The sequence below is a fragment of the Nocardia thailandica NBRC 100428 genome (genome assembly GCF_000308795.1).
Lineage (GTDB): Bacteria > Actinomycetota > Actinomycetes > Mycobacteriales > Mycobacteriaceae > Nocardia > Nocardia thailandica.
Genome location: NZ_BAGK01000189.1, coordinates 1 through 25,875 on the forward strand (window position 1 = coordinate 1; position 25,875 = coordinate 25,875).

The 25,875-nt window shown below is 71.7% G+C and carries 27 protein-coding genes and 1 pseudogene; 12 read left to right on the plus strand and 16 right to left on the minus strand.

The annotated features are described in order from the left end of the window. The 5 genes and pseudogenes from ON36_RS21120 to ON36_RS21140 form a co-directional block, all read right to left on the minus strand. A pseudogene (locus ON36_RS21120) lies at nt 1-221 on the minus strand (ComF family protein); the annotation flags it as partial. Nucleotides 222-258: 37 nt separating this feature from the next. After that, a complete protein-coding gene (gene lpqB, locus ON36_RS21125) occupies nt 259-2,070 on the minus strand; it encodes an MtrAB system accessory lipoprotein LpqB (protein WP_043656408.1) in 1,812 nt (603 codons plus the stop codon). Beyond that, a complete protein-coding gene (gene mtrB / locus ON36_RS21130) occupies nt 2,067-3,755 on the minus strand; it encodes an MtrAB system histidine kinase MtrB (protein WP_043656456.1) in 1,689 nt (562 codons plus the stop codon). The genes lpqB and mtrB overlap by 4 nt, the downstream gene beginning before the upstream one ends. Nucleotides 3,756-3,866: 111 nt before the next feature. Beyond that, on the minus strand, nt 3,867-4,544 hold the full coding sequence (gene mtrA / locus ON36_RS21135; RefSeq protein ID WP_043656411.1) for an MtrAB system response regulator MtrA: 678 nt from the start codon (nt 4,542-4,544) through the stop codon (nt 3,867-3,869). 77 nt (nt 4,545-4,621) lie between these two features. Next, nucleotides 4,622-5,269 (minus strand): dTMP kinase, encoded by a 648-nt coding sequence (locus ON36_RS21140; RefSeq protein ID WP_043656414.1) that lies wholly within the window; start codon nt 5,267-5,269, stop codon nt 4,622-4,624. Nucleotides 5,270-5,455: 186 nt separating this feature from the next. Here ON36_RS21140 and ON36_RS21145 point away from each other — a divergent pair, with 186 nt between their 5' ends. The 3 genes from ON36_RS21145 to ON36_RS34235 all read left to right on the plus strand — a co-directional run bounded on the left by ON36_RS21145 (nt 5,456) and on the right by ON36_RS34235 (nt 6,610). Beyond that, complete coding sequence (locus tag ON36_RS21145; RefSeq protein WP_043656416.1) at nt 5,456-5,719, plus strand: hypothetical protein; 264 nt, start codon at nt 5,456-5,458, stop codon at nt 5,717-5,719. 191 nt (nt 5,720-5,910) lie between these two features. Then, complete coding sequence (locus ON36_RS21150; RefSeq protein ID WP_043656419.1) at nt 5,911-6,333, plus strand: hypothetical protein; 423 nt, start codon at nt 5,911-5,913, stop codon at nt 6,331-6,333. A gap of 82 nt (nt 6,334-6,415) precedes the next feature. Continuing rightward, entirely contained in the window at nt 6,416-6,610 is a 195-nt protein-coding gene (locus tag ON36_RS34235; RefSeq protein WP_043656421.1) for a hypothetical protein, read from the plus strand. Nucleotides 6,611-6,730: 120 nt separating this feature from the next. On the opposite strand, the gene ahcY is transcribed toward ON36_RS34235, so the two are convergent. The 9 genes from ahcY to cofD form a co-directional block, all read right to left on the minus strand. Further along, nucleotides 6,731-8,227 carry an adenosylhomocysteinase gene (gene ahcY, locus ON36_RS21160; RefSeq protein WP_043656423.1) on the minus strand — a complete coding sequence of 499 codons (1,497 nt, stop codon included), beginning with the start codon at nt 8,225-8,227 and terminating at the stop codon, nt 6,731-6,733. Between the two features lie 33 nt (nt 8,228-8,260). Beyond that, entirely contained in the window at nt 8,261-9,421 is a 1,161-nt protein-coding gene (locus ON36_RS21165) for an alkane 1-monooxygenase (protein ID WP_043656459.1), read from the minus strand. 144 nt (nt 9,422-9,565) lie between these two features. Then, nucleotides 9,566-10,198, minus strand: coding sequence for a TetR/AcrR family transcriptional regulator (locus ON36_RS21170; protein WP_043656462.1), 633 nt, complete (start codon nt 10,196-10,198; stop codon nt 9,566-9,568). Nucleotides 10,199-10,239: 41 nt separating this feature from the next. Next, the gene (locus tag ON36_RS21175) at nt 10,240-10,434 is read right to left on the minus strand and encodes a rubredoxin (protein WP_043656426.1); all 195 of its coding nucleotides are present in this window, start codon (nt 10,432-10,434) and stop codon (nt 10,240-10,242) included. Continuing rightward, nucleotides 10,431-10,604 carry a rubredoxin gene (locus tag ON36_RS33695; protein WP_083885285.1) on the minus strand — a complete coding sequence of 58 codons (174 nt, stop codon included), beginning with the start codon at nt 10,602-10,604 and terminating at the stop codon, nt 10,431-10,433. Before ON36_RS33695 ends, ON36_RS21175 begins: the two co-directional genes overlap by 4 nt. Next, nucleotides 10,601-11,836 carry an alkane 1-monooxygenase gene (locus ON36_RS21180; RefSeq protein ID WP_052314209.1) on the minus strand — a complete coding sequence of 412 codons (1,236 nt, stop codon included), beginning with the start codon at nt 11,834-11,836 and terminating at the stop codon, nt 10,601-10,603. Before ON36_RS21180 ends, ON36_RS33695 begins: the two co-directional genes overlap by 4 nt. Before the next feature lie 177 nt (nt 11,837-12,013). After that, nucleotides 12,014-12,550, minus strand: a complete 537-nt coding sequence (locus ON36_RS21185) for an NUDIX hydrolase (protein ID WP_043656428.1) — start codon at nt 12,548-12,550, stop codon at nt 12,014-12,016. Beyond that, nucleotides 12,547-13,893: a coenzyme F420-0:L-glutamate ligase gene (locus ON36_RS21190; RefSeq protein ID WP_043656431.1), complete on the minus strand. Its 1,347-nt coding sequence runs from the start codon at nt 13,891-13,893 to the stop codon at nt 12,547-12,549. The genes ON36_RS21185 and ON36_RS21190 overlap by 4 nt, the downstream gene beginning before the upstream one ends. Then, nucleotides 13,890-14,852: a 2-phospho-L-lactate transferase gene (gene cofD / locus ON36_RS21195; protein ID WP_043656468.1), complete on the minus strand. Its 963-nt coding sequence runs from the start codon at nt 14,850-14,852 to the stop codon at nt 13,890-13,892. Before cofD ends, ON36_RS21190 begins: the two co-directional genes overlap by 4 nt. 525 nt (nt 14,853-15,377) lie before the next feature. Between cofD and ON36_RS34240 the strand changes: the two genes are divergently transcribed. The 8 genes from ON36_RS34240 (at nt 15,378) to ON36_RS21235 (ending at nt 22,604) form a co-directional block, all read left to right on the plus strand. Beyond that, entirely contained in the window at nt 15,378-15,611 is a 234-nt protein-coding gene (locus ON36_RS34240; RefSeq protein WP_085999665.1) for a WhiB family transcriptional regulator, read from the plus strand. Between the two features lie 118 nt (nt 15,612-15,729). Then, nucleotides 15,730-16,206 (plus strand): metallopeptidase family protein, encoded by a 477-nt coding sequence (locus tag ON36_RS21205; protein WP_169334721.1) that lies wholly within the window; start codon nt 15,730-15,732, stop codon nt 16,204-16,206. A 65-nt stretch (nt 16,207-16,271) separates the two neighbouring features. After that, a complete protein-coding gene (locus tag ON36_RS21210; protein WP_083885288.1) occupies nt 16,272-16,652 on the plus strand; it encodes a DUF3499 domain-containing protein in 381 nt (126 codons plus the stop codon). Nucleotides 16,653-16,682: 30 nt separating this feature from the next. Further along, nucleotides 16,683-18,062: a phosphomannomutase/phosphoglucomutase gene (locus ON36_RS21215; protein WP_043656442.1), complete on the plus strand. Its 1,380-nt coding sequence runs from the start codon at nt 16,683-16,685 to the stop codon at nt 18,060-18,062. Between the two features lie 85 nt (nt 18,063-18,147). After that, nucleotides 18,148-19,344: a hypothetical protein gene (locus ON36_RS21220; RefSeq protein ID WP_043656470.1), complete on the plus strand. Its 1,197-nt coding sequence runs from the start codon at nt 18,148-18,150 to the stop codon at nt 19,342-19,344. Continuing rightward, nucleotides 19,344-20,561: a mannose-6-phosphate isomerase, class I gene (manA, locus tag ON36_RS21225; protein WP_043656445.1), complete on the plus strand. Its 1,218-nt coding sequence runs from the start codon at nt 19,344-19,346 to the stop codon at nt 20,559-20,561. The genes ON36_RS21220 and manA overlap by 1 nt, the downstream gene beginning before the upstream one ends. A 75-nt stretch (nt 20,562-20,636) precedes the next feature. Beyond that, nucleotides 20,637-21,560, plus strand: coding sequence for a cation diffusion facilitator family transporter (locus ON36_RS21230; protein WP_043656447.1), 924 nt, complete (start codon nt 20,637-20,639; stop codon nt 21,558-21,560). 111 nt (nt 21,561-21,671) lie between these two features. Next, a complete protein-coding gene (locus ON36_RS21235) occupies nt 21,672-22,604 on the plus strand; it encodes a cation diffusion facilitator family transporter (RefSeq protein ID WP_043656449.1) in 933 nt (310 codons plus the stop codon). On the opposite strand, the gene ON36_RS21240 is transcribed toward ON36_RS21235, so the two are convergent. Beyond that, entirely contained in the window at nt 22,605-24,074 is a 1,470-nt protein-coding gene (locus tag ON36_RS21240) for a phytoene desaturase family protein (protein WP_043656451.1), read from the minus strand. Nucleotides 24,075-24,127: 53 nt separating this feature from the next. After that, a complete protein-coding gene (locus ON36_RS21245) occupies nt 24,128-24,721 on the minus strand; it encodes a TetR/AcrR family transcriptional regulator (RefSeq protein ID WP_043656453.1) in 594 nt (197 codons plus the stop codon). Between the two features lie 210 nt (nt 24,722-24,931). On the opposite strand from ON36_RS21245, the gene ON36_RS21250 reads away from it, so the two are divergent. Continuing rightward, nucleotides 24,932-25,816, plus strand: a complete 885-nt coding sequence (locus tag ON36_RS21250) for a serine/threonine-protein kinase (protein ID WP_245558149.1) — start codon at nt 24,932-24,934, stop codon at nt 25,814-25,816. The last annotated feature ends 59 nt before the right edge of the window (nt 25,817-25,875 follow it).

A 25,875-nucleotide genomic window follows, 5' to 3' on the forward strand; every position in this document is an offset into this window, starting at 1 on the left:
GCCAGGTCGCGCCTGCCGCGCTCCTTCGCCGCCAGCACCGCCTGCCGCGCGGGCCCCCGGTACGGCCCCAGCGCCCAGCACGGCACGCCGGGATCGCAGCGCGGGCGCACCCGGGCCGGGCCGGCGTAGAGCGCGGCGTCGCAGCGCGCGCACCACGCGACCCCGGCGCGGTGACAGCCCGCGCACACCGCGGGCAGGATCAGATCGAGCAGAGCCCCCATGGCCGGCGAGTATGACAGCGGGGACCGACGGGCGGGCTCAGCCCGGCATCACCGGCACGGTGGTGCCGCCCGACAGCCCCGGCACCTCGCGCCAGTACGGTTCGGTCCCCGCGGCGCGGACGGTCTGCAGTTGCAGCACCGCGCGCGCGTCCCCCACGTACTGGGTCGACGGCGAGGCCGCGACCACCCGCACCGGCGGCGTCAGGTTCTGCGAGGTGGCGGGGGTCAGCTGGGCGCCGTCGATGGACACCGTCTGCACCGGCTCCACATCGCCCTCCCTCGCCAGGATGAGCGAGGCGCCGTCGAGCCAGCTGATCGAGACCACCGGCGTGGACAGTCCCGTCGACACCGGCACCGCCGCAGTCAGCGCGATCCGGCCGCCCGCCCGGCGTTCGATCACGGCCACGTAGACCTTGCCGCCTGCGATCAGCGCGGCCCGCACGCCGGTGCGCGAGACCCGGATCTCGGTGATCGGCGGCCGCGGCGCGCCCGGCGCCGCGCCGAACAGCGCCGAGACGTCGACGTCCTGCACCGACACGTTGCCGGTCGCCCGGTCCGTCACCGCCCGGATCACCCGTTCGCCATCGATCACCGTCCACGCGGCCTCGCCGTCGGCGGTCCAGGACGGCCGGGCGATGGTGGCACCCTCGGCGACCGGGAAGGCGTCGCCGCCGTAGGTGCCGATCATCAGGGTGCGCGCGGGTTCGGGCGCGGGCCTGCCCGCGTCGGCGACCGCGGCGACGAACTGCCCGTCGGAGGAGATGCCCACCGACTGCAGGTTGTTCACCGAGCCGAAGTACCCGCTCGGGGTGGCGATCCCGTCGGGGGTCACCTGGACGAGCGTGCCCGCGCGCAGGGCGTGCAGGCCGATCCGGTTCTGCCCGGGCGCCGAGGCGCTGTACTGGTCGACGTCGGCGGCCGACCAGCCGTTGGTGGCGTAGCGCTCGTCGAGCGGTTTGCCGTCGGCGAGGAGCACATACGGGCCGAGGATCTCCGCCGAGGCCAGGGTCAGGATGATCTGGGCGGCGAAGAGCTCCCGGTCGCGCTGATTCAGCTGGCCGACCCCGGTGAAGTCCACGCGCACCCCGCCGATACCGCTGATCTCACCGGGCTCGTTGTTGGCCTTGGTGATCGGCCCGCGCACGGCCACCGGCGGCGCGAGCTGGTTGCGCACCGCGGGCGCGAGGGACGGCTGCGGGCCCTGGCCGAGCATGCCGATCAGCCGCTCGGCCAGCTGCCCCTTCGGCACCGAGACCCAGCGCGGGTCGGGCACCATGATCGAGCTGCCCGGGTCCGGGTAGTACAGCACGTAGCGGTGGTAGGCCTTGTAGAACGAGGACGTGTCCATGACGACGCCGTCGGGGAGCTCGGTGATCCGCCATTCGCCGTCCACCTTGCTCATCTCGATCTTGTTCTCGACCTTGACGTCGGTGCCGTCGCTGCTGCGGTAGGTGCCGTCGGCGCCCAGGTCGCCGACCTTGCGTGCGCGCACCACGTAGGTCGCCTTGTCGCCGCTGCGGGACTCGCGCAGGGTGTCCGGCCGCTCGACGACCGTCGCGCTCGCGGCGTCGTTCCACTCGGCCGCGGCCGCCGGGGTCAGGTACTGCCGGGCCGCGGCGTGCTGATTCGCCGGATCGGCCGACGCCTGCAGGAAGTCGCGCAGCAGCAGATCGGGGTCGCGCCCGGCGACCGGCGGCGGCGGGCCCTCGCTGGTCGGTTCCCGGTTGATGGTGCCGAGCGCCTGCGGTGCCGACGAGTCCGGCAGACTCGCGCACCCGGTGAGGACCAGCAGGCCGGTCAGCAGCGCGGCGATCAGGCCACGGTGTCGGTTCGCCCGCGGATTCGTCATGGCTGTCGGTCTCCGGTCTCGCTCGGCTCCTCGGCGTGCTCGGTGGTGTCCGCGGCGGTGGTGTCGGCCGCCGGTTCCGGTTCGCGCTCGGGTTCGGGCGGCGGTGGCGGCAGCTTGCGGAGCGAGGGTTCCAGCGGCAGCGGGGACAGCCCGAGCTTGCGGCCGCGCACCATCGGCAGCAGCAGCCGGAAACTCGCGCCCGCGCCGGGCTCGCCCCATGCCTCCAGCCTGCCCTCGTGCAGGTTGGCGTCCTCGACGCTGATCGACAGGCCGAGACCGGTGCCGCCCGAGCGGCGCACCCGCGACGGGTCCGAGCGCCAGAAGCGGTTGAACACCAGCTTCTCCTCGCCGGGCCGCAGCCCGACGCCCTGGTCGCGCACGACCGTGGCCACCGCGTTGGTGTCGGCGTCGCCGCGCATGCGGATGAGCACGGGCTTGCCCTCGCTGTGGTCGATGGCGTTGGCGAGCAGGTTGCGCAGCACGCGCTCGACGCGGCGCGGATCGACCTCCGCGACGACCGGGTCCTCGGGCAGGTCGATGACCAGCTCGACCCCGGCCTCCTTGGCCAGGTGCCGCACGGTGGTGATCGCGGCCCGCGCGCACATGCGCACGTCCAGCGACTCCACCTGCAGCTCGGCGACGCCCGCGTCGTGCCGGGAGATCTCGAGCAGGTCGTTGAGCAGGCCCTCGAACCGGTCCAGCTCGTTGACCAGCAGCTCGGAACTGCGCGCGAGCGCGGGATCGAGATCGTCGCTCGAGCCGTGGATGAGGTCGGCGGCCATGCGCACCGTGGTCAGCGGGGTGCGCAACTCGTGGGAGACGTCGGAGGTGAACCGGCGTTGCAGGTTGCCGAACTCCTCGAGCTGGGTGATCTGGTTGGACAGGCTCTCGGCCATCTCGTTGAACGCCTGCGCCAGCCGCGCCATGTCGTCCTCGCCACGGACCAGCATGCGTTCCTTGAGCCTGCCGTCGGCGAAACGGCCCGCGATGCGGGCGGCCGACCGGATCGGCAGCACCACCTGCCGGGTGACCAGCGCGGTGATGGCGGCCAGCAGCACGAGCAGCACGACGCCACCGATGAGCATGGTGCCGCGCATGAGCGACAGGCTCGCCTCTTCGCTGGCCAGCGGGAAGATCAGGTAGATCTCCAGGGTCGGGGTGTCGGCGCCGGGGCTGCCGATGATCAGCGCGCGGCCGTGGTACCCGCTGGGGTCGGAGACGGTGGTGAACTGGTAGGACACCTGGTTGCGCTGGACGAACCGGCGCAGCTCCGGCGGCACCTCCTGGATCGGCCCGGCCGGGATCTGCTGCGGCGGGGTGCCGCCGACCATGGTCAGCGCGGAGCCGAAGCTGCCCGCCGCGCCCGTCGACTGCCCGGTGCCGCCGCGGCTCGACAGCTCGTCGCGCGCCTCGTTGAGCTGGTCCTGCACCGTCTGCGCGTCGTGCGAGCTGGTCAGCTGCGACTCGACGGTCGCCCGCGCCCGGTCCATCTCCTCGACCGCGGCGTTGATCTTCGCCTCGAGCAGCCGGTCGGTGATCTGGCCGGTCAGCACGACACCGAGGATGGTGATGACGATCAGCGACAGCGTCAGCGTCGAGACGATGACGCGCAGCTGCAGCGAGCGGCGCCACAGGTGCCCGAGGGCGGTGCCGACCGCGGAGAACCACGCGACGACCGGCGCCAGCCGGTCCTGGGCGCGCGTGAGAAAGCCGGGACCGGTTCCGGTCCCGGCTTCGACGGATCCGTCCTGGTCAGCCAAGCCGCCGTCCCCGGATCCTCATGCCCGTTCGCTCGATCACGGCGGGCCGGCCTTGTAACCGACGCCGCGGACGGTGAGCACGATCTCGGGGTTCTCCGGGTCCTTCTCGACCTTGGCCCGCAGACGCTGGACGTGCACGTTCACCAGACGGGTGTCGGCGGCGTGCCGGTAGCCCCACACCTGCTCGAGCAGGACCTCGCGGGTGAACACCTGGCGCGGCTTGCGCGCCAGGGCGACCAGCAGGTCGAATTCGAGCGGGGTGAGCGAGATCTGGGTGCCGCCGCGGCTCACCTTGTGCGCGGGCACGTCGATGACGATGTCGGCGATGGACAGCAGCTCGGCGGGCTCGTCCTCGGTGCGCCGTAGTCGCGCCCGGACCCGCGCCACGAGCTCCTTGGGCTTGAACGGCTTGACGATGTAATCGTCGGCGCCGGACTCGAGACCGAGGACCACGTCGACCGTGTCGGTCTTGGCGGTCAGCATCACGATGGGGACGCCGGAATCGGCCCGCAGCACGCGGCATACGTCGATGCCGTTCATGCCGGGCAGCATCAGGTCCAGCAAAACCAGGTCGGGGCGGATCTCCCGCACCGCCGACAGGGCCTGCGTGCCGTCGCCGACCACGTGCGGGTCGAACCCTTCCCCGCGCAAGACGATGGTCAGCATCTCAGCGAGTGCCATATCGTCGTCGACGACCAGAATCTTGGGCTTCATAGCTCTATGTTGTCATCTCCCAGGCCAGGATCGGGGCGGCACGCCATTAATGCTGCCAACCCGACGCGTATCAAACCTTATCCGCCAATGATTTCGGCGCAGCGGGTGAGGAGGGCCGCGCGGTCGTCATCGGATCGGTATGTCCACCAGGGGCCGTACCAGTCCCGGTCGGCCAATTGCCGGTACACGGCGCCGGTGCGCTGTTGCAGGCCGCCGTCGCGTTCGTAGGCGTCGAGGGCCCGGCCCGCGTCCAGTTCGCCTCGGCGGCGGGCGCGTTCGGCGGCGACCTCGTCGCCGGGATCGAGCAGCACCGTCAGCGCGGGCGGGCGCAGGCCGAGCCTGCCGAATTCCAATTCGCCGACCCAGGCCACGATTTCACCGTCGGCGTCCTGTTCGGCGCGGGCGGCCGAATAGGCGGCGTTGGAGGCGACATAGCGATCGAGTATGACGATGTCGTCGGCGTCGACGAGGTTCGCCAGTTCCGCGGCGGCGTCGGCCCGGTCGAGGGCGAACAGGATGGCCATGGCGTTGATCGAGCCCGCCAGGTCGCCGTGGCCGCCGCGCAGCGCCTCCGCGGCCAGGTCCGCGTGGACCGAGCGGCCGTACTGCGGGAAGGCGAGGGTGCCGACCCGAAGGCCCTTGGCGGACAGCTCGGCGCGCACGCCGTCGATCAGCGTCCGTTTACCGGCGCCGTCGAGGCCCTCCACCGCTAGCAACACGCCCATGGCGTGCAGAGTACCGCCCGGCCCGCCCGCGGACGGGACGGGGCGGAATTCGGTGCGCCGCGCGGCCCGGCCCCCGCTTTTCGGGGGTCGTGGAGTTGTCGGTTACGCCGCGCCGCGCTGTGTGAAGTGTTCTCATTTCAATGTAACCGTCGCCCGCCCCGCGGGCATGCTCAACGAGGACCGACCATGCGTCATCGCACCACCCTCCGCGCCGCCGTCGCGGCCACCGCCCTCGCCCTGTCGCTCACCGGAGCCGGCCTGGCCACCGCCGCCCCCGACGCCGCGACCGTCCGCGACCGCGGCCACCACGCGGGCACCGGCAGCGCGGGCAGGCTCCTGTCCGGCTCGGCCGAGGCGGGCTCCGCCGCGGTCGGCTCGGCCGCCGAGCTCGCCGCCTGCACCCTGCTGGAACCGATCATCCCGCTCCCGATCTGCCTGCTGCTGGCCTGATTCCCGGCCTCGCCGGCCCGAACACCGCGGCCCTGCGCCGAGGTCGGCGTCCACCGGCGTCTCCCGGGGGAAGACCGCGACACCGATGGCGGCCCGGGTACGCAGGGCCGCTCCCCCGGCTGCCGCCCGACGAACCGGGACGCCGACGGTCGGGGCCCGGCGGCGCCGCAGGCGGGGCCGCCGCGGCCGCGGTGACCACCGCGCTCGGACTCTGTCTCGGCGCGACCACCGCGAACGCCGAGACGACCAGCGGCTCGTCGTACTGGATGCCGGACATCCCCGAACGCCTCGGCTCGGGGTCCGGGTCGGGATCATCGGCCGGTTCCAGCGCGCTCTGGAGTGACACGACGAACGCGGGGTCGGCCCTGTTCGGGCTCACCCCGATGCGGCACCCCGAGTCCGGGCAGTGGCGGGCAGCCGGGACCCCGGCCGTCCGCCCGGTGGCCGACGCCGGCAGCGCCGGCTACTACACGGGGTCGAGCGATCTGGGGATGCTGCTGCTCAGCCCGCTGTGCTGGTTGACCGGGACCGGCAGCCCGGGCGACATGACGCCGGGACCGGGATACATCTGCACCGCGACCGGTTCGGCGGCGCCGCTGCCTTCCGGCGTGTAGCCGGGCAGGCCGCGACGCCGCACTGACCCACCCACAGAACTGTGGGCTGGTCCGCGCCCGCTCTCTCCGCGAGGATTCCGCCATGCATCAACTCTTCCGTGGCAGCGTCGCCGCGCTCGCGCTCACCGCCGCCCTCGCCTGCGGCACCGCCTCCGCCCAGGCCCCGGTCGCCGCTCCCGGCACCGGGTCTTCCGAGGCCGTCAACTCGGTCCTGTGCGCCGTCCTCGGCATCAGCAGCGAACACAACATCTTCTGCACCGGGCTGATCATCGGCTGACGCCGGGCATCCCCGAGGTTCGTTCACCACGGCCGACCCGCCCGGCCGGAGCCGGGCCGGCAGCCCCCACACACGCGACCGGCCCGCCGACAGCTGTCGGCGGGCCGGTTCACGCAGCGCTCAGTACCGGTAGTGATCCGGCTTGTACGGGCCCTCCACGTCGACGCCGATGTACTCGGCCTGATCCTTGGTGAGCTTGGTCAGCGTGCCGCCGAGCGCCTCCACGTGGATCCGCGCGACCTTCTCGTCGAGGTGCTTGGGCAGGCGGTAGACCTCGTTGTCGTACTCCTCCGGCTTGGTCCACAGCTCGATCTGTGCGATCACCTGGTTGGAGAAGCTGTTCGACATCACGAACGAGGGGTGACCGGTGGCGTTGCCCAGGTTGAGCAGGCGGCCCTCCGACAGCACGATGATGGACTTGCCGTCGGCGAAGGTCCACAGGTCGACCTGCGGCTTGATCTCGAGCTTCTTGGCGCCCGAGCGCTCGAGGGCGGCCATGTCGATCTCGTTGTCGAAGTGGCCGATGTTGCCGAGGATGGCCTGTTCCTTCATCGCCTGCATGTGCTCGAGCAGGATGATGTCCTTGTTGCCCGTGGAGGTGATGACGATGTCGGCGTCGCCGATGGCCTGCTCGACGGTGACCACGTCGAAGCCGTCCATCAGCGCCTGCAGCGCGTTGATCGGGTCGATCTCGGTGACCTGCACGCGCGCGCCCTGACCGGCCAGGGACTCCGCGCAGCCCTTGCCGACGTCGCCGTATCCGCAGATCAGCACTTTCTTGCCGCCGATGAGCACGTCGGTGCCGCGGTTGATGCCGTCGATCAGCGAGTGGCGGGTGCCGTACTTGTTGTCGAACTTGGACTTGGTGACCGAGTCGTTGACGTTGATCGCCGGGAACACCAGCTCACCCGCGGCGGCGAACTGGTAGAGCCGCAGCACGCCGGTGGTGGTCTCCTCGGTGACGCCCTTGACCGACTCGGCGATCGCGCTCCACTTGCCCTTGTCGGTCTCGAAGCGCTCGCGCAGGAGGTTGAGGAAGACCGTGTACTCGGCCGAGTGCTCCTCGTCGGCGGGCGGCACGACTCCGGCCTTCTCGAACTGCGCGCCGCGCAGGACGAGCATGGTGGCGTCGCCGCCGTCGTCGAGGATCATGTTGGCGTGAAGCGGCGCTCCGTCCTTGGAGGGCCAGGTGAGCATCTGCTCGGCGGCCCACCAGTACTCCTCCAGCGTCTCGCCCTTCCAGGCGAAGACGGGGGTGCCCTTGGGCTCGTCGACGGTGCCGTGCGGCCCGACGACGACCGCGGCGGCGGCGTGATCCTGGGTGGAGAAGATGTTGCAGGACGCCCAGCGCACCTGCGCACCGAGGGCGACCAGCGTTTCGATCAGCACGGCGGTCTGTACGGTCATGTGCAGCGAGCCGGAGATACGCGCGCCCTTCAGCGGCTGCACGTCGTGGTATTCGCGGCGCAGGGCCATCAGGCCGGGCATCTCGTGCTCGGCGAGGCGGATCTCCTTGCGGCCGAATTCGGCCAGCGAGAGATCGGCCACCTTGTAATCGATGCCGTTGCGAACGTCGGCGACAAGCTCGGTGCGCGCGGGAATTTCTGAGGTCGTCATCAGCCTCTCCTGGTAGTCAGTACCGAGGCAAGGCTACCGCGTGCTCACCGCGTGAGCGGCCAGGATCCTGGCACGCTTGCGGGGCTCGATGTTTGCCAGGCTCAGATCGCCGTCGTAGTGCGCGGCCACCATCGGATCCATCACCCGCCGCCACAGCGGCGGGATCGCGGCGAGCAGGATCATGGTGGCGTAACCGGCGGGGAGCTGCGGTGATTCGGTGCTCGAGCGCAGCGTCTGGTACCGGCGGCCGGGGTTGGCGTGGTGGTCGCTGTGCCGCTGGAGGTGGAACAGGAAGATGTTGGTGACCAGCCGGTCGCTGTTCCAGCTGTCACGTGGCGAGCAGCGCTCGTAGTTGCCGTTGGGGCGGCGGCGGCGCAGCAGCCCGTAGTGCTCGACGTAGTTGACGGTCTCGAGCAGGCCGACGCCGATGACCGCCTGCACGATCAGCCACGGGATCAGCGCCGGGCCCCACACCGCGACCAGCGACCCGAACAGCACCGCGCTCATCGCCCACGCCTGCAGGATGTTGTTGTGCGGGCTCCACCAGCCGCGGCCGCGGCGGGCCAGCCGATCGCGCTCGAGGGCGTATGCCGAACGGAAGCCACCGATCACACTGCGGGGCAGGAACCGGTACAGCGACTCGCCGAGCCGGGCGCTGGCGGGGTCGTCGGGGGTGGCGACGCGGGCGTGGTGGCCGCGGTTGTGCTCGACGTAGAAATGGCCGTAGCCGGACTGCGCGAGGGCGATCTTGGACAGCCACCGTTCGGCCCGTTCGACGCGGTGGCCGAGTTCGTGGGCGGCGTTGATGCCGATGCCGCTGACGAAGCCGACGGTGGCGGCAAGGCCGATCTTGTCGACCAGGTCCAGCTCGTCCCCCGCCCACATCGCGCAGGCGATGACCAGCCCGATCAGCTGGATCGGCAGGAACAGGTACGTGCACCAGCGGTAATAGCGGTCGCGCGAGAGGGCCTCGTAATCCTCGTCGCGCGGGTTGGAACCGTCCTCGCCCACGATCCAGTCGAGCACCGGAATGGCGATCAGGACGATCACCGGCCCGATCCACCAGAACACCTCGGCACCGGTCCGGTACACCAGCTGTGAGGGCAGCAGAGCGGCCGCCGGGGCGATCAAGCCCAGGGCCCACAGATAGCGTTTGGGATCACGAAAACCCCGGGAATTGCCAACCGATTGCACGAACACTCCGCCGAAGAAAACTAGCAACTTGACCAAGTGGAATAGTGACAGACCACTGCCCCGTTACACAGACCTACGCTCGCAAACGTGGTCTCCGTTACAGGACGCGGCTTCCGGTAGTTTCGGTAGCGAATGTGTCTGAGCTCACCCCTGCTCGACTCGCATGCCGCGCGTCGCGATGATCGCCTCGACATACGGGCTGAGCAGCGCACTCATCTCCGCGGGCGCGTCCCGCTCGGGGACCGGCGGATTCGGGATGTAGCTGAGGGCGATCCGGACCAGTGTGTGCGCCAGCACATCGGCCTCGGCGTCGGTCGCGTTCACCCAGCTGTGCGTGAACACCGCCGCGAGCCGGGTGGTGGCGTGCGCGAGCAGCGGGCCCGCGTCCAGGGTGATCAGGCGCAGCAGGTCCGGCTTCATCTCGCCGCTGAGCAGCGAGCGCACCAGCGGGTCACTCGCCGCGGAGAGGAAGAAGCCGCCCATCCCGACCCGCAGGGCGGCGCGGGCGTCGCCGACGTTGCCGTCGACGGCCTCGCGGACGTGGTCGACCAGTTCGTCGGCCAGCCGCAGGGCGTAGGCCTGGGCCAGGCCGGCCCGGGAACCGAACTCGTTGTAGAGGGTCTGCCTGCTCACCCCGGCACGGGCGGCCACGTCACCGAGCGTGATCTTGGACCAGTCACGCTCGGTGAGCAGCTCGCGCATCCCGTCCAGGACGGTCGTGCGCAGGAGTTCCCGCGCCGCCTCCTGATACGGCATCCTCGTCCCGGTGCGCGGCATACCCGCGACACTGTCACGGGCGGCGCTCATCCGTCAAAATCTCACGGACGTTCGATCTCGACCATGAAGAAGTCGGCCTTGGCGGCGCCGCAGTCGGGGCAGGTCCAGTTGTCGGGGATGTCGTCCCAGCGGGTGCCCGGGGCGATACCGTCGTCGGGCCAGCCGAGGGCCTCGTCGTACTCGAACCCGCACTGGGCACACTGGAACAGCTTGTAGCCGGTCTTGCTCTCGGTCACCGATTCACTCCCATGGCCTCGAAATCGATCTTCTCGCGGACCCCGCAGTCCGGGCAGCACCAGTCGTCGGGCACGTCGGCCCAGGACGTTCCTGCCGGAAATCCCTCGCGCGGGGCACCTTTGGTTTCGTCGTAGATGTAATCGCAGACAGGGCAACGGTACTGGCTCATGCCTGAACTCCTGTCCCGTATCGGGCGAGAACCTTCGCGCGGCGGCCCGGCTGGATGTTGGCCCTGGTGACGTCGCCCTCGTAGTGGGCGAGCACCCGCTTGTCCATGACGCGACGCCAGATCGGCGGGAAGTAGGCGAGCAGGATCATGCTGGCGTAGCCGCTCGGCAGGTTCGGCGCGCCGTCCCAGCTGCGCAGGGTCTGGTAGCGCCGGGTGGGGTAGGCGTGGTGGTCGCTGTGCCGCTGCAGGTGGTACAGGAAGATGTTGGTCACGATGTGGTCGGAGTTCCAGCTGTGCACCGGCGCGGGCCGCTCGTACCGGCCGGAGGCGGTCTTCTGCCGGACCAGCCCGTAGTGCTCGAGGTAGTTGACCGCCTCGAGCAGCCCGAACCCGACGACGGCCTGCAGGATCAGGTAGGGCAGCACGCCGATCCCGAACACCGCGATCAGCGCCACCCACAGCAGCACCGACATGGCCCAGGCGTTGAGGACGTCGTTGCGCAGCGTCCACGGGCCCTTGTCCAGCCGCGCCAGGCGCTGCTTCTCCAGGTGCCAGGCCGAGCGCAGGCTGCCGAGCACGGTGCGCGGCAGGAAGGCGTAGAAGGACTCGCCGATACGCGAACTCGCGGGGTCCTCGGGAGTGGCGACGCGGACGTGGTGGCCGCGGTTGTGCTCGATGTAGAAGTGGCCGTAGAAGGACTGGGCCAGCGCGATGCGGGCCAGCCAGCGCTCCAGGTCGACCTTCTTGTGGCCCAGCTCGTGGGCGGTGTTGATGCCGATGCCGCCGATCATGCCGACCGTGATCGCCAGGCCGATCTTGTCGACGACGTTCAGCCCGTCGTCGAAGCCGAGCCAGCCGACGCTGTCGGCGCTGATGAGGTAGCAGGCGAAGATCAGGGTGGCGTACTGGAACGGCAGGTACAGGTAGGTCAGGTACCGGTAGTACCGGTCGTTCTCCAGGTACTCCATCACCTCGTCCGGCGGGTTGTCGCCGTCGGGGCCGAAGAACAGGTCGGCCAGCGGGATGAGGATGTACACCAGGATCGGGCCGAGCCAGAACGGCACCTCCGCCAGGCGGTGCCAGCCGAGCTGGTTGAGGCCCCAGATCAGCGGGATCCCGATCGTGAACAGGCCGGTGGGGGCGAACAGACCCCACAGCCAGAGGTAGCGCTTCGAATCGCGCCAGGCGGGCGCTTCCAGCCCGGGCCCGGACGCGGTGGCATCTGTCGACATCGTCGTCTCCATCGTGCGGCACATCACAGGTGTGATGTACGTAACTCCTTGTTACAGACGATATGCCCAATTTTGTCCTGCGTCTAGACAAATTCTTCAGTTTGTAAAGCCCTGTCCGGCGCCGGACACACCAGCGGCCGCATCCCGAGTCCGGGATGCGGCCGCGGGGCCGGACGATCAGACGGCGACCGGGGACCGGTCGAGGCGGATGTCGGCGCCCTCGGGCAGGGCGTCGACCGGCCACCACGCCAGGTCGGTGGACTCGTGGCTGCGCACCGGCACCGCCCCGGCGGGCGCGACGATCTCGAAGAGCAGGTCGAGGTGGCGGGTCGGCACGCCCAGCGAGCAGGTGATCGGATGCGCCTGGGCGCCGAACAGCCCGGGCACCAACGTCAGGCCCGCGATCCCGGACTCCTCGGTGGCCTCGCGCAGCGCCGCGCCCGCGACGGTCTCGTCGGTGGGTTCGCAGTGCCCGCCGAGCTGGATCCAGCGGCCGACCCGGGGGTGCAGGGTCAGCAGCACCTGCGAACGGTCGTGGGAGAACACGATCGAGGAGGCGGTGATGTGCCCCGGCGCGTGCTCGCGCAGGCATCCCCGCGGGGCCGAGCCGAGGAAGGCGAGCAGGGCCTCGCGCAGCGAGCGGTCCCCGTCACGGACGGGACGCCAGTCCGTGAGCAGCTCGGTGGCCGAGGCGTGCAGCGACGCGGCGCTCACAGCTCGACCAGCCCGATCCCCGACGGCACCGGTGGGCGCGGGCCCTCCTCCGCCACCGGGTGGCCGATCGCGATCGCGCCGAGCGGCCGCCACTCGTCGCCGAGCCCGAGCACCTCGCGGGTGACCTCGGGGGCGAAGATGGTCGACCCGATCCAGCAGCTGCCGAGCCCCTCGGCCGCCAGCGCGACCAGCAGGCCCTGCACCGCCGCGCCCACCGCGACGGTGAACATGGTCTGCTCGGCCGCGCGCCGGGTCGCGTCGGGATAGTCGTGCGCGCCGTCGGGCACGCAGCACGGGATGATCACCTCGGGGGCGTCGTGCAGGATGCGGCCCCGCGCGACCCTGGCCTCGATCCGCTCGGGGCTCAGCCCGTCCCCGGCGAGATCGGCCCGCCACTTCTCGGCCATGGCCTCCAGCAGCTGGGCCCGCAGGCCCGCCCTGCGCACCCAGACGAACCGCACGGGCCGGGTGTGATGCGGCGCGGGCGCGGTCAGCGCGACGCCGACCGCGGCCCGGACGACCTCCGGATCGACCGGGTCGGGCGCGAACGCGCGCACCGATCGCCGCAGCAGCACCGCCTCGCGCCGCCCCCGCGCGATCGACTCGGCGGTGCCCAGCCAGAACAGGTCGTCGGTGCCGCCGCGCAGCAGGTCCGCCGCGGTCGAGCCGTCGTCGGTCACCGGCAGGCCGCGCACGACGGCCACCGGCAGGCCGCCGAGCTTGCCCTTGACCAGATCGGCGGCGGCCGCGAGCTCGTCGGCGATCGCGACCTGGGTGACGTGCAGTTCGTTGCCCTGCTCGTCGACGGCGCCCGCGTAGTCGTGCAGCACCCGCAGGCCCGCCGCGCCGATGGCGGCGTCGGTCTGGCCGGTGCGCCAGGCCCGGCCCATGGTGTCGGTGATGACGACGGCGACGTCGACGCCGAGGCGCTCCTTCAGCGCCGCGCGCAGCGCCCGCGCACTGGCGTCGGGATCCAGTGGCAGCAGGACGAGTTCGCCCTCGGCCACGTTGGAACCGTCCACGCCGGAGGCGGCCTGGACGATGCCGAGCCGGTTCTCGGTGATGAGGGTGCGGCCCTTGCGCGCGAGCACGCGCACGGCCTCCTGATCGACCAGCACGCGGCGCGCGGTGTCGCGTCCCTCGGGGTCGGTCGGCGCGGCCACGATGCGGCCCTCCGCCTTGGAGACGATCTTGCTGGTCACCACGACCACGTCGCCGTCGGCGAGCCAGGGCGCCCGCGCGGCGAGATGTGCGGCGATGTCGTCGCCGGGCCGGAACTCCGGCAGGCCGGTGACCGGCAGGATCCGGAGTTCGGCGGCGGCGTGGTCGACCGGGCCGGTCACAGCGTCACCCCGGCGAGTTCCAGTGCGGCGCGGGCCATCTCGGCGGTGGTCTGCGGGTCGGTCATGAGCAGCGGGACGCTGCGCACCTCGACGCCGGGCACGTCGGCGGTGTCGGTGGTGTGCACCAGCCAGCCGTCGAGGATGCCGGTGGCCGAGCGCGCGCCGTAGTGGCGCCCGACCGCCTCGGCGGTGGTCTCGACGCCGATGACCGACAGGCACTCGTCGGCCATGCCGCGCAGGGGCTTTCCGTCGATCACCGGGGACAGGCCGATCACCTTGGCGTCGGTGGTGCGCAGCGCGCCCCGGATGCCCGGCACCGCGAGGATCGCGCCGATGCTCACGACGGGGTTCGAGGGGGCGAGCAACACCGCGTCGGCGCGCGCTATGACATCGGTCACATCCGGTGCCGGCTTGGCGTTTTCGGACCCGATGAAGGCGAACGAGTGGGTCGGCAGCCCCGCCCGGTGCCGGACCCACCATTCCTGGAAGTGGATCGCGCGACGTTCGCCGGCCTCGGCGGCTTCGGGCGAATCGCTCACCACGACATGGGTTTCACAGCGGTCGTCGGAGGCCGGGATGAGGCGGACGCCGGGCTGCCAGCGGTTGCACAGCGCCTCGGTGACCGCCGAGAGCGGATAGCCCGCCCGCAGCATCTCGGTGCGGATGAGGTGGGTGGCGATGTCGCGGTCGCCGAGGCCGAACCAGTCGGGCTGGGCGTGGTACTTCGCCAATTCCTCCTTGGCGTGCCAGGTCTCGCCGACCCGGCCCCAGCCGCGCTCGGTGTCGATGCCACCGCCGAGGGTGTACATGCAGGTGTCGAGGTCGGGGCAGATCCGCAGACCGTGCATCCAGACGTCGTCACCGACGTTGACGACGGCGGAGATCTCGGCCCCGGGGAGCAGCTCCCGCACGCCCTGCAGGAACCGGGCGCCGCCGACGCCGCCGACCAGAACGGCGATCGAGGGCCTGCGCGCCGGGTGTTGTGAGGTCTGTGATGTCACGGAACGACAGCTTATCCGCGGCCGGTCCGCGCCCCGCGCACACCGAATTAGCTGGGCATTTGCCATCGAAGATAACAAGATCAAAACGAATAGGCCGCGCGGATAGTAACGGAAGGGTGACGGCCGCTTGACCACGCGCAAGTGCGGCGTGTCTAATCTCAGACATGTCATTCCGGCCACTGCGAGAGGCATAACGCGGGGGCGTTTGCGAGAGGGGATTCTCCCTCACTGGATGACAGGTTCTGCGGATGCCCGCGAGACAACGTCGCGGTGTTGTGCCGTCGGTCGCCGAGTTCCTTCCGACGGAAAGAATCACTCTGCGCTAACAACCAGTGAGGAGGCGGAACGATGACCCACGACATGGTCTCGCCGACCGATTCCACAGCAGGCGCAGCTTCTGCTGTCGCCGTGAACGGCTGGCCGGAACGGGACGTGGTCGAAGCGGCACCTCGGCTCAGCTTGATCGTCACCGGCTTCGACGAGATGTTCGAGTCCATCGAAGAGCAGTGGCAGGAACGCGCCCTGTGCGCACAGACCGACCCCGAGGCGTTCTTCCCCGAGAAGGGCGGCTCGACCCGCGAGGCGAAGCGGATCTGCATGGGCTGCGAGGTTCGTGACCAGTGCCTGGAGTACGCGCTGGCCCACGACGAGCGTTTCGGCATCTGGGGAGGGCTCTCCGAGCGGGAGCGCCGCAGGCTGAAGCGCGGAATCGGGTAAGCGAGGGGTTCGAAAGTAGACTCGTTGCCTGGCCCGGAGCGCCTGCCGATCGGCGCGCCTCCGGGCGGATGCCCCCGGCAGCAGCAGGTGCTGCCCCTGGGAGAAGGTGGAGAGTCTGATGGGACGTTCCCGGCATCGCCGCCCGCCGACCGCGCGGTCGGTGACCCGTAGAGGTCGCGGTGTCCGCGGACCGATGCTGCCCGAAACCGTGCCCGCGTGGCGGACCCGGGGGCAGAAATTCGACCGGCTGGTGCTCGAGGCGTTCGCGCCGCTGGACACCCGCTGGCACGACCGGCTCACCAAACTCGACATCGCCGTCGACGACGTACCGAAAATCCGTCCGCTGCACCCCGATTCGGTCACCTGGCCGGACGAGGTGGTCGCCGACGGGCCGGTACCTCTCTCCCGGCTCATTCCCGCCGGGGTCGACTCGCGCGGCGCCGCCACACGCGCGCGAGTGGTGCTGTTCCGTAAACCGCTGGAATTGCGGGCGGCCGACCCCGACGACTTGGTCGATCTGCTGCGCGAAGTTCTCGTGCAGCAGATCGCCACGTATCTCGGCGTCGATCCGGATGTGATCGATCCGGAAAACTGAGCCACCGGGCGTGTTGCGTATCCACATTCGCCGGGCGGCGAGTTAGTCTCATGGTCGTGATCCCCATGCGTCGTTGCTGCCGACCCGGCTGCAAGAACCCAGCCGTAGCGACGCTGACGTATGTGTACTCCGACTCGACCGCCGTCGTCGGACCGCTGGCCACCGTCGCCGAACCGCATTCCTGGGATCTCTGCGAAACGCACGCCTGCCGCATCACCGCCCCCAAGGGCTGGGAGCTCGTCCGGCACGAGGGCGGCTTCTCCTCGAGCACCCCCGACGACGACGACCTGACCGCGCTGGCCGAGGCCGTGCGCGAGGCGGGCCTGCGCCGCCGCCCGGCCGAGCCGGAGACCGCGGGCTACCGCGAGCCCGGCCAGAGCCCGGTGCGCGCGCCCCGCACGGGCCGCCGCGGCCACCTGCGCGTGCTCCCCGACCCGCAGTCCTGAGAGCGCCCCGGCCCCACTAGGGTGAGGGTCATGACGACTCTCGCGCGGTCCGCCGAATTCGTGAACTCGATCATCAAGGCGTACGACGTCCGTGGCGTCGTGGGCGAGCAGATCGACGAGGGCTTCGTCCGTGACGTCGGCGCCTCCTTCGCCCGCCTGATGCGCGCCGAGGGCGCGGACCGGGTCGTCATCGGTCACGACATGCGCGAGTCCTCCCCCGCCCTGTCGGCGGCCTTCGCCGACGGCGTGCAGGCGCAGGGCCTCGACGTGGTGCACATCGGCCTCGCCTCCACCGATCAGCTGTACTTCGCCTCCGGCAGACTCGGGTGTCCGGGCGCCATGTTCACCGCCAGCCACAACCCCGCCGCCTACAACGGCATCAAGCTGTGCCGCGCCAACGCGCTGCCGGTCGGCCAGGACACCGGGCTGGCCACCATCGCCGCCGAGGTCACCGACGGCGTCCCCGCCTTCGACGGACCGCGCGGCACCGCGAGCGAGTCCGACCTGCTCGCCGACTACGCCGGCTTCCTGCGCGAACTGGTCGACCTGGAGGCCATCCGGCCGCTGACGATCGCGGTCGACGCGGGCAACGGCATGGGCGGCCACACCGTGCCCGCCGTGCTCGGCACCCTGCCGCAGATCACCATCGTGCCGCTGTACTTCGAGCTCGACGGCAGCTTCCCCAACCACGAGGCCAACCCGCTCGACCCGAAGAACCTCGTCGACCTGCAGGACCTCGTGCGCCGCAGCGGCGCCGACATCGGGCTGGCCTTCGACGGCGACGCCGACCGCTGCTTCGTCGTCGACGAGCGCGGCGAGCCGGTCTCCCCGTCGGCGATCACCGCGCTGGTCGCCGAACGCGAACTGGCCAAGGAGCCGGGCGCCACCGTCATCCACAACCTGATCACCTCGCGCGCGGTACCGCAGCTGGTGGAGAAGCTGGGCGGCACGCCGGTGCGCACCCGCGTCGGCCACTCCTTCATCAAGCAGCAGATGGCCGCGACCGGCGCGGTCTTCGGCGGCGAGCACTCCGCGCACTACTACTTCCGCGACTTCTGGGGCGCCGACTCCGGCATGCTGGCCGCGCTGCACGTGCTGGCCGCCCTCGGCGAGGGCGAGCGCCCGGTGTCGGACCTGATGGCCGCGTACAACACCTACGCCGCCTCCGGCGAGATCAACTCCACCGTCGCCGACGCCGCCGAGCGCACCGCCGCGGTGGTGGCGGCCTTCGCCGACCGCGCGCTCGCGGTGGACCGGCTCGACGGCGTCACCGTCGACCTGCCGGGCAACGCCTGGTTCAACCTGCGCGCCTCCAACACCGAACCGCTGCTGCGACTCAACGTCGAGGCCGGATCGCCGGAGGAAGTAGACACACTCGTGACAGAGATACTCGGCATCGTGCGCTCCTGACTGGAATAGTGGAATCACAGACCTTGTATTCGCCGACGGTTGGCCGGCAGACGACACAGCGCGATGAGGGGAGGTGGACTCGGCGATGATCGCTGGAACACCGGTATTCGACCTCGACGATGCCGCGTCGCTGGAGGCGGCCGACACCGGCGGTGCCCTGCGGTCGGCCGCGTCCGCCGGGGCGCAGGTGCGCGCCACCGCCGCCGCGATCACCGAGAGCGCGTTCACGCGGCGGCTCGGTGACCTCCGGCCGCGCAGCCTGGTGCTGGTCTCGGGCTCCGGCCGCGCGGCGAGGGCCGCCGGCCTGCTCGTGGCCGCACTCGCCGACCGGGCGGGCCTGCCGATCGTGCCCGTCTCGGCGCTGCCCCCGTGGGTCGGTCCGCTGGACGTGGTGCTGGTCGCGGGGGACGACGCGGGCGACCCGCGCCTGATCGACGCCGTCGACCGCGGCCTGCGCCGCAGCGCCGAGGTCGTCGTTGCCGCCCCCGACGAGGGGCCGCTGCGCGCGGTCACCGCGGGCCGGGCCGTGGTGCTCGAACCGCGCGTACCCGTGCTCGCCCACAACCACCTGCTGCGCTTCCTCGCCGTCGGGCTCGCCGTGCTGGGCACCGTGGACGCCCAGCGCAGCGGCGCGCTCGTGCCCGACCTGGCCGAGCTGGCCGATGTGCTCGACGCCGAGGCCCTGCGCGACGGCCCGCACCACGAGTCCTTCCACAACCCCGCCAAGAACCTGGCGGGCCGGATGTCGGATCGCGGCATCGTGCTGGCGGGCGACACCCCCGCCACCACCGAACTCGCCGGGCACGCCGCCGACGTGCTGCTGCAGGCCGCGGGCAGGCCGGCGACCGCGGTCGGGCTCTCCGACGCGATCGCCGCGCACGCGCGCCTCGTCGAGTCCGCGGGCACCGCGGCCCCCGACTTCGATCCGCTGTTCCACGACGAGGAACTCGACGGCCCCGCCCCGGTCGAGCGGGTGCGCGTGTTCGCCCTGAGCACCGCGGCCGACCGGTCGGCGACCCGGCGCAGGCTGGCGGTCTTCGGCGGCGCGGGCGGCGGCCTGGTCGACGCCGATCTGGTGCACACCGAGTCCGACGCCCTGCCGGCCGAGGGCGCGCCGTCCCCCGAGGGCGCGTCCGCCGCCGCGGCAGGCGGGGGCGGGGAGATCGAACAGCTCGCCGTGCTGGCGCTGCGCCTGGAAATGGCGGCCGCCTACCTGCGGCTCACCGCGGGCCGCGGGGTCGCGGCGCCGGCTCCGGAGGCCTACGACGGGGGACACTACTAGTGCAGGAACTCGTTGGTGCGCTGCGTTCTTACGCTTGGGGATCGCGCACCGCGCTCGCTCAGCTGTGCGGACGGCCGGTGCCGTCGGCCCATCCCGAAGCCGAACTGTGGTTCGGCGCGCACCCCGCCGATCCCGCCCGGGTGCGCCGCAACGGGTCGAGCCGCTCGCTGCTCGACGTGGTCACCGCCGACCCCGACCGTGAGCTCGGCACCGTCACCGAGACCTTCGGCGCCCGCCTGCCCTTCCTGCTGAAGGTGCTGGCCGCCGAGGAACCGCTGTCGCTGCAGGCCCACCCGAGCTCGGCGCAGGCCGCCGCGGGATTCGAGCGGGAGAACCGGACCGGGGTCGCGCTGGACTCCCCCATGCGCAACTACCGCGACGACAGCCACAAGCCCGAGCTCGTGGTCGCGCTGGAGCGCTTCGAGGCGCTGGCCGGCTTCCGCAACCCGCACCGCACCGTCGAGCTGCTGCGCGCCCTCGACGTCGACGGCCTCAACCACTACGCCGAACTCCTGGCCGCCCAGCCCGATTCGGCCGGGCTGCGCACCCTGTTCACCACCTGGATCACGCTGCCCCAGCAGGCGCTGAGCACCCTGCTGCCCGCCGTGCTCGAGGGGTGCGTGCGCTACCTGTCGGGGAAGGGCGACCGCGCGTTCGGCGCCGAGGTGCGCACCGCCCTCGAATTGGCCGAGGCCTACCCCGGTGACGCCGGGGTGCTGGCCGCGCTCCTGCTCAACCGGATCACCCTCGAACCGGGCCAGGGCCTGTTCCTCGACGCGGGCAACCTGCACGCCTACCTGCGCGGGCTCGGCGTGGAGATCATGGCCAACTCCGACAACGTGCTGCGCGGCGGCCTGACGCCCAAACACGTCGACGTGCCCGAACTGCTGCGCGTGCTCGACTTCGAGCCCATCGACCTGCCGATCATCGAACCCGAACCGGACGGCGACGGCGCGCTGCGCTACCGCACGCCCGCCCCCGAGTTCGCGCTGAGCCGCTTCGACCTGGCCCCCGGCGCCGAGGCGGTGGTCGCGGTGGACGGGCCCGGCATCGTGCTGTGCACCGCGGGGTCGGCGCGGCTGACACAGGACGGCGAGGAGCTGGCGCTGGATTGCGGTGGCGCCGCCTGGATCTCGGCCGCCGACCGCACCGTGCGGGTGCGCGCGGGGTCGGAGCCGACCCAGCTGTTCCGCGCCTGCGTCGGCGGCGGCCGCTAGCCGCACGTCCGGTTTGCCCCGTCCTCTAGGCTGTTGACGGTTTTTCATCGTCAGGACGAGAAAGGGCGGGCACTCATGTCGGCTGGTGGTGGCAAGAAGGCGATCATCGCCGCGTTGACGGCGAACGCGGGCATCGCGGTGTCGAAGTTCGTCGGCGCGGCGATCACCGGATCGGCCTCGATGCTCGCCGAGGGCGTGCACTCGGTGGCCGACACCGCCAATCAGGGCCTGCTGCTGTTCGGGCAGAAGCGCGCCGAGCAGGAGGCCGACGAGCTGCACCAGTTCGGCTACGGCCGCAACCGGTACTTCTACTCCTTCGTCGTGGCGCTGGTGCTGTTCACGCTGGGTTCGGTGTACGCCATCTACGAGGGCGTCCACAAGATCCAGCACCCGGAGGAGCTGAACGCGCCGATCGTGGCCATCGTCATCCTCGCCATCGCGATCGGCCTCGAGACCTTCAGTTTCGTCACCGCGATGCGGGAGTCCAAGCCGCTCAAGGGCGACGCGAGCTGGTGGCGGTTCATCCGCAACTCGCGCAGCCCCGAGCTGCCGGTGGTGCTGCTCGAGGACACCGGCGCGCTGATCGGCCTCGTGTTCGCGTTCGCCGCGGTCGGGCTCACCATGGTCACGGGCAACCCCGTGTTCGACGGCATCGGCACCCTGGCCATCGGCCTGCTGCTCGGCGTGATCGCGATCGTGCTGATCGTGGAGATGCAGAGCCTGCTCATCGGCGAGGGCGCCACCCCCGACCAGACCGCCGCCATCCGCGCGAGCCTCGTCGACAGCGAGCGCATCACCCGCGTCATCCACCTGCGCACCCAGTACCTCGGCCCGGAGGAACTGCTGGTCGCCGCGAAGGTCGCCATCGCGCCCGGACTCGGGATCGCCCAGGTCGCCGAGGCCATCGACGCCGCCGAGGCGCGGGTGCGCGCCGCGGTGCCCGCGACCGGCCTGATCTACCTGGAGCCGGACCTGTACCGCGAGGTCGCCCCGGCCTGATCTCGCGCGACGCCGCCGACGCCGCCGTTCCGCCCGGGACGGCGGCGTTTTCGGCACCCGGACCGCGCGGCGAGGCGCGGGCGGCCCGCTCGCGCCGGTAGCGTTCGGTGCATGGCAGGCGGCGACAGCAGGGTAGCGGTCCTCGCGGCGCTGGGCGCGAACGCGGGCATCATGGTCGCGAAGTTCATCGGCGCGTTCGTCACCGGGTCCTCCTCGATGCTGGCCGAGGCGGTGCACTCGGTGGCCGACACCGCCAACGAGGCGCTGCTGCTGGTCGGCCGCAAGGGCGCCGAGCGCAGGCCCGACACCCTGCACCCGTTCGGGTACGCGCGCAACCGCTACTTCTACTCCTTCGTGGTGGCGCTGGTGCTGTTCACCATGGGTTCGCTGTTCGCCATCGACGAGGCGGTCCACAAGATCCTGCATCCGGAGGAGCTGAGCTCCCCGCTGGTGGCGATCGTGATCCTGCTGGTCTCGATGGTCCTGGAGGGGCTCAGTTTCGCGACCGCGCGCCGGGAGTCCGCGCCGCTCAAGGGCAGGCACACCTGGTGGCACTTCATCCGGCACACCCGCAACCCCGAGCTGCCGGTGGTGCTGCTCGAGGACGCGGGCGCGCTGACCGGCCTGGTGTTCGCCTTCGGCGGCGTCGGGCTGACGGTGCTGACCGGCAACGCCGTCTGGGACGGGGTCGGCACGCTGCTCATCGGCCTGCTGCTCGGGGTGAACGCGATCGTGCTCATCGTGGAGACCAAGAGCCTGCTCATCGGCGAGGGCGCCACGGCGGCCGAGGACCGGCTGCTCCGCGACACGATCGTCGAGGATCCCCGCATCGAGCGGGTGATCCGGATGCAGACCCAGTATCTGGGCCCGGAGGACCTGCTGGTCAACGCCAAGATCGCCCTGCGCCCCGGCCTCGACATCGACGAGGTCGGCACCGCCATCGATGCCGCCGACGGCCGCATCCGGCGCGCGGTCCCCCACATCTGCGCGGTCTACCTGGAGCCGGACGTGTTCCGGCCCGAGCGCTTCCCCGATCCGGCCTGATCAGTGGTAGGCCACCGGGGCCCCGCGGAGCAGGTCGAGCGGGTCGGTGGTGATGCCGAACCGCTCGCGCAGCACGTGACCCGCGGCGTGCAGGCCCGACATGCCGTGCACGCCGGGACCGGGCGGGGTCGAGGAGGAACACAGGTAGACGCCGGGCATCGGGGTGGCGTAGGGGTTCCAGCGCGGGAGCGGACGGAAGGCGGTCTGGCGCAGGGTCATCGCGCCCGCCGAGATGTCGCCGCCCACGTAGTTGGCGTTGTGGGTCGGCATGCCCGCGGCCGGGGTGACGTGCATGCCGAGGATCAGGTCGCGGAAGCCGGGCGCGAAGCGCTCGATCTGGGCGATCACGTCCTCGCTGATGTCGCGGTCGGAACCGTGCGGGACGTGGGCGTAGGTGTAGAAGGTCTGGGCGCCCTCCGGCGCGCGGGTGGTGTCGACGGTGCCGGGCTGGATGGCCAGCACGTAGGGACGCTCGGCGTAGCGGCCCTCGGCCACCCGCTGTTCGGCGCGCATCGCCTCGGCCCTGGTGCCGACGACGTGCAGGGTGCCCGCGAGGTCGCAGCCGGGCGCGGTCCAGGGCACCGGGCCCGACAGCGCGAAGTCGACCTTGCAGGCCGCGCCGCCGTAGCGGAACCGGGCCAGCGCGGCGCGGTAGCGCTCGGGCAGCCGGTCGCCGCACACGCGCAGCAGTTCGGCGGGCGCGGTGTCGAACAGGACGGCGCGCGCCCCGGCGAAGTCGGCGGGCGAGTCGACGCGGTGACCGGTGACGACCTCACCACCCAGCGCGCGGATCTCGGCGATCATGGCGTCCGGGATGGCCTGGCTGCCGCCGCGCGGGATCACCCAGCCGCCCGCGTGGGCGAGGGTGCCGAGCAGCAGGGCGGCCCCGACCGCGGGCAGCGCGCGCGGGGAGGTGATGGCATGGGTGGCGACACCGGTCAGCAGGGCGGGGGCGACCTCGCCCCGGAAACGCCGATTCCACAGAGGCGAGCCCTGTTCGAGCAGCCGCAGGCCGAACCGGACCGCGGTCGCCAGGTGCTTCGGCGGGCGCCGCAGATCCGACATGGCCAGGTCGACGACGTCGGTCCAGTGGTCGACCAGGGGCTCGAACAGGCTCCGCCAGGCCGGGCCGTCGCGGCCAAGGTCGGCCACGGTCGCCTTGAGATCGCGCCACGCCAGCCCGGCGACGCCGCCGTCGAGCGGGTGGGCGTAGGACACCAGCGGGGTCATCAGTTCGACGCCGTGCCCGGGCAGGTCGAAGGCGCGGAAGAACGGCGAGGCCAGGGCCATGGGATGCGCCCCCGCGCAGACGTCGTGGTGGAAGCCGGGCAGGGTGAGGTCGGCGGTCCGCGAACCGCCGCCGGCCTGCTCCTGTGCCTCGAGCACCCGCACCGACAGCCCGGCGCGCGCGGCGATCACCGCCGCCGCCAGCCCGTTCGGCCCCGACCCTACGACCACGACCTCGCTCATACCGCCCACGCTACCGCCGGTCCCGGGGAACGGCCGTCACTGTGGCGGTCGGCTCAGGAGCCGTTCCGGGCCGCGACCGCGGTCCACTGGTCGATGAGCAGCCGGAGGCGGTCGGCGCGCAGCTCCGGCCGGAGCCGCCCGCTGCGGTCGAGGTCGGCCAGCCCGTGCAGCGCGCTCCAGCACAGCTCGGTGTAGGCGGGCAGGTCGGCGTCGGCGACGCTGCCCGCGAAGACCGCCTCGATCTCGGCGAAGGCCTCGCGCAGGGGCTCGAGCGCGCCGAGCCCGAAGATCAGGTCGGTGTCGAGGGAGAAGATGGCGTCGTAGGTGGCCGGGTGCGCGGCGGCGAAGTCCAGGTAGGTGGTGGCCAGCCCGGCGAACCGGCGCGCGCGATCGGCGCCCGCCGCGTCCCTGGCCGCCCGCAGCACGGCGGTCAGCTCCACGCAGCCCTGCACCGCGACCGCGCCGACGATGGCCGACTTGCCCGCGAAGTGGCTGTAGAGGACCGGCTGGCTGTACTCGATCCGGTCGGCGAGGCGCCGCACCGTGACCGCGTCCCAGCCCTCGGCCTCGGCCAGCTCCCGCGCGGTGTCGATGATCCGCTGCTGCCGCTGCGCCCGTTCGCGTTCCTTGCGGGTCTGTGTGCTCATCGAGACATTCTAGCAACGCTAGACAACATAGCGGTGCGCGGACGCGGTCCGAATTCGTTCACTTCGTTCACCCGGCCGGGGATTCGGTAGCCCGCGCGAGGTGCCCCCGGTCCGTTATAGTCGCCCCGTCGGCCGCGCCGTGCGCGGATTTCGGTCGACGGGCGCCGGAAGGGTCCCGGCGCGGAACGGCTCGGGGAAAGCACTGCGTTCTTGACTGTCACCGAAGGCATGGACTTCGCCGGATATCGGATCGAGCGATATCTCGGCGCGGGCGGCATGGGCACGGTCTTCCTCGCCCAGCACCCCCGCCTGCCCCGCCGCGACGCCCTGAAGATCCTGTCCGACAAGCACTCCGGCGACCCGGTCTTCCGCGCGCGATTCCTGCGGGAGGCCACGACCGCGGCGCGGCTGCGGCACCCGAATCTCGTCACGGTCCGCGACCGAGGGCAGCACGGCGGCCACCTGTGGCTCGCGATGAACTACGTCGACGGCACCGATCTCGCGCGACTGATCCGCCGCGGACCCGCCGCGCTGCCGCTGGAACGCGTGGTGCGCATCGTCGCCGAGGCCGCCGAGGGGCTGGACGCGCTGCACCGCAAGGGCATCGTGCACCGGGACGTGAAACCGGCCAACATCCTCATCGCCGAACAGGACGGCAGGCCGGATCGCGTGCTGGTCACCGATTTCGGCGTCGCCCGCCCGGCGGGAGCGGCGGCCACCGAGGCCGGCGACGGGTTCGCCGCGACCCCCGCGTACGCCGCGCCCGAACTGATCGGCGACGGCCCGGTCGACCGGCGCGCCGACGTCTACGCCCTGGGCTGCGTCCTGGTCGAATTGCTCACGGGCGCACCGCCCTTCCCTCGCGACACGCCCGCCGCCGCGCTCTGGGCGCACCGGCACGACCCACCGCCCGCCGTCGAGAAGGCCGGGGCGCCACGGGGTTTCGACGACGTGGTCGCCACCGCTCTGGCCAAGGACCCGGCCGACCGCTACCCCACCTGCCGGGCGCTGGCCGACGCGGCCCGCGCCGCGGCCGAACGCACCGTCCGGATCGAGGCGGCCCCCGGCAGCGCGCGCGGCGGCGCGGGCTGCTGATCGCCGCCGCGGCGGCCGCGCTGCTGGTCGCCGTCGCCACGGCGGTCGCGGCGGGCACC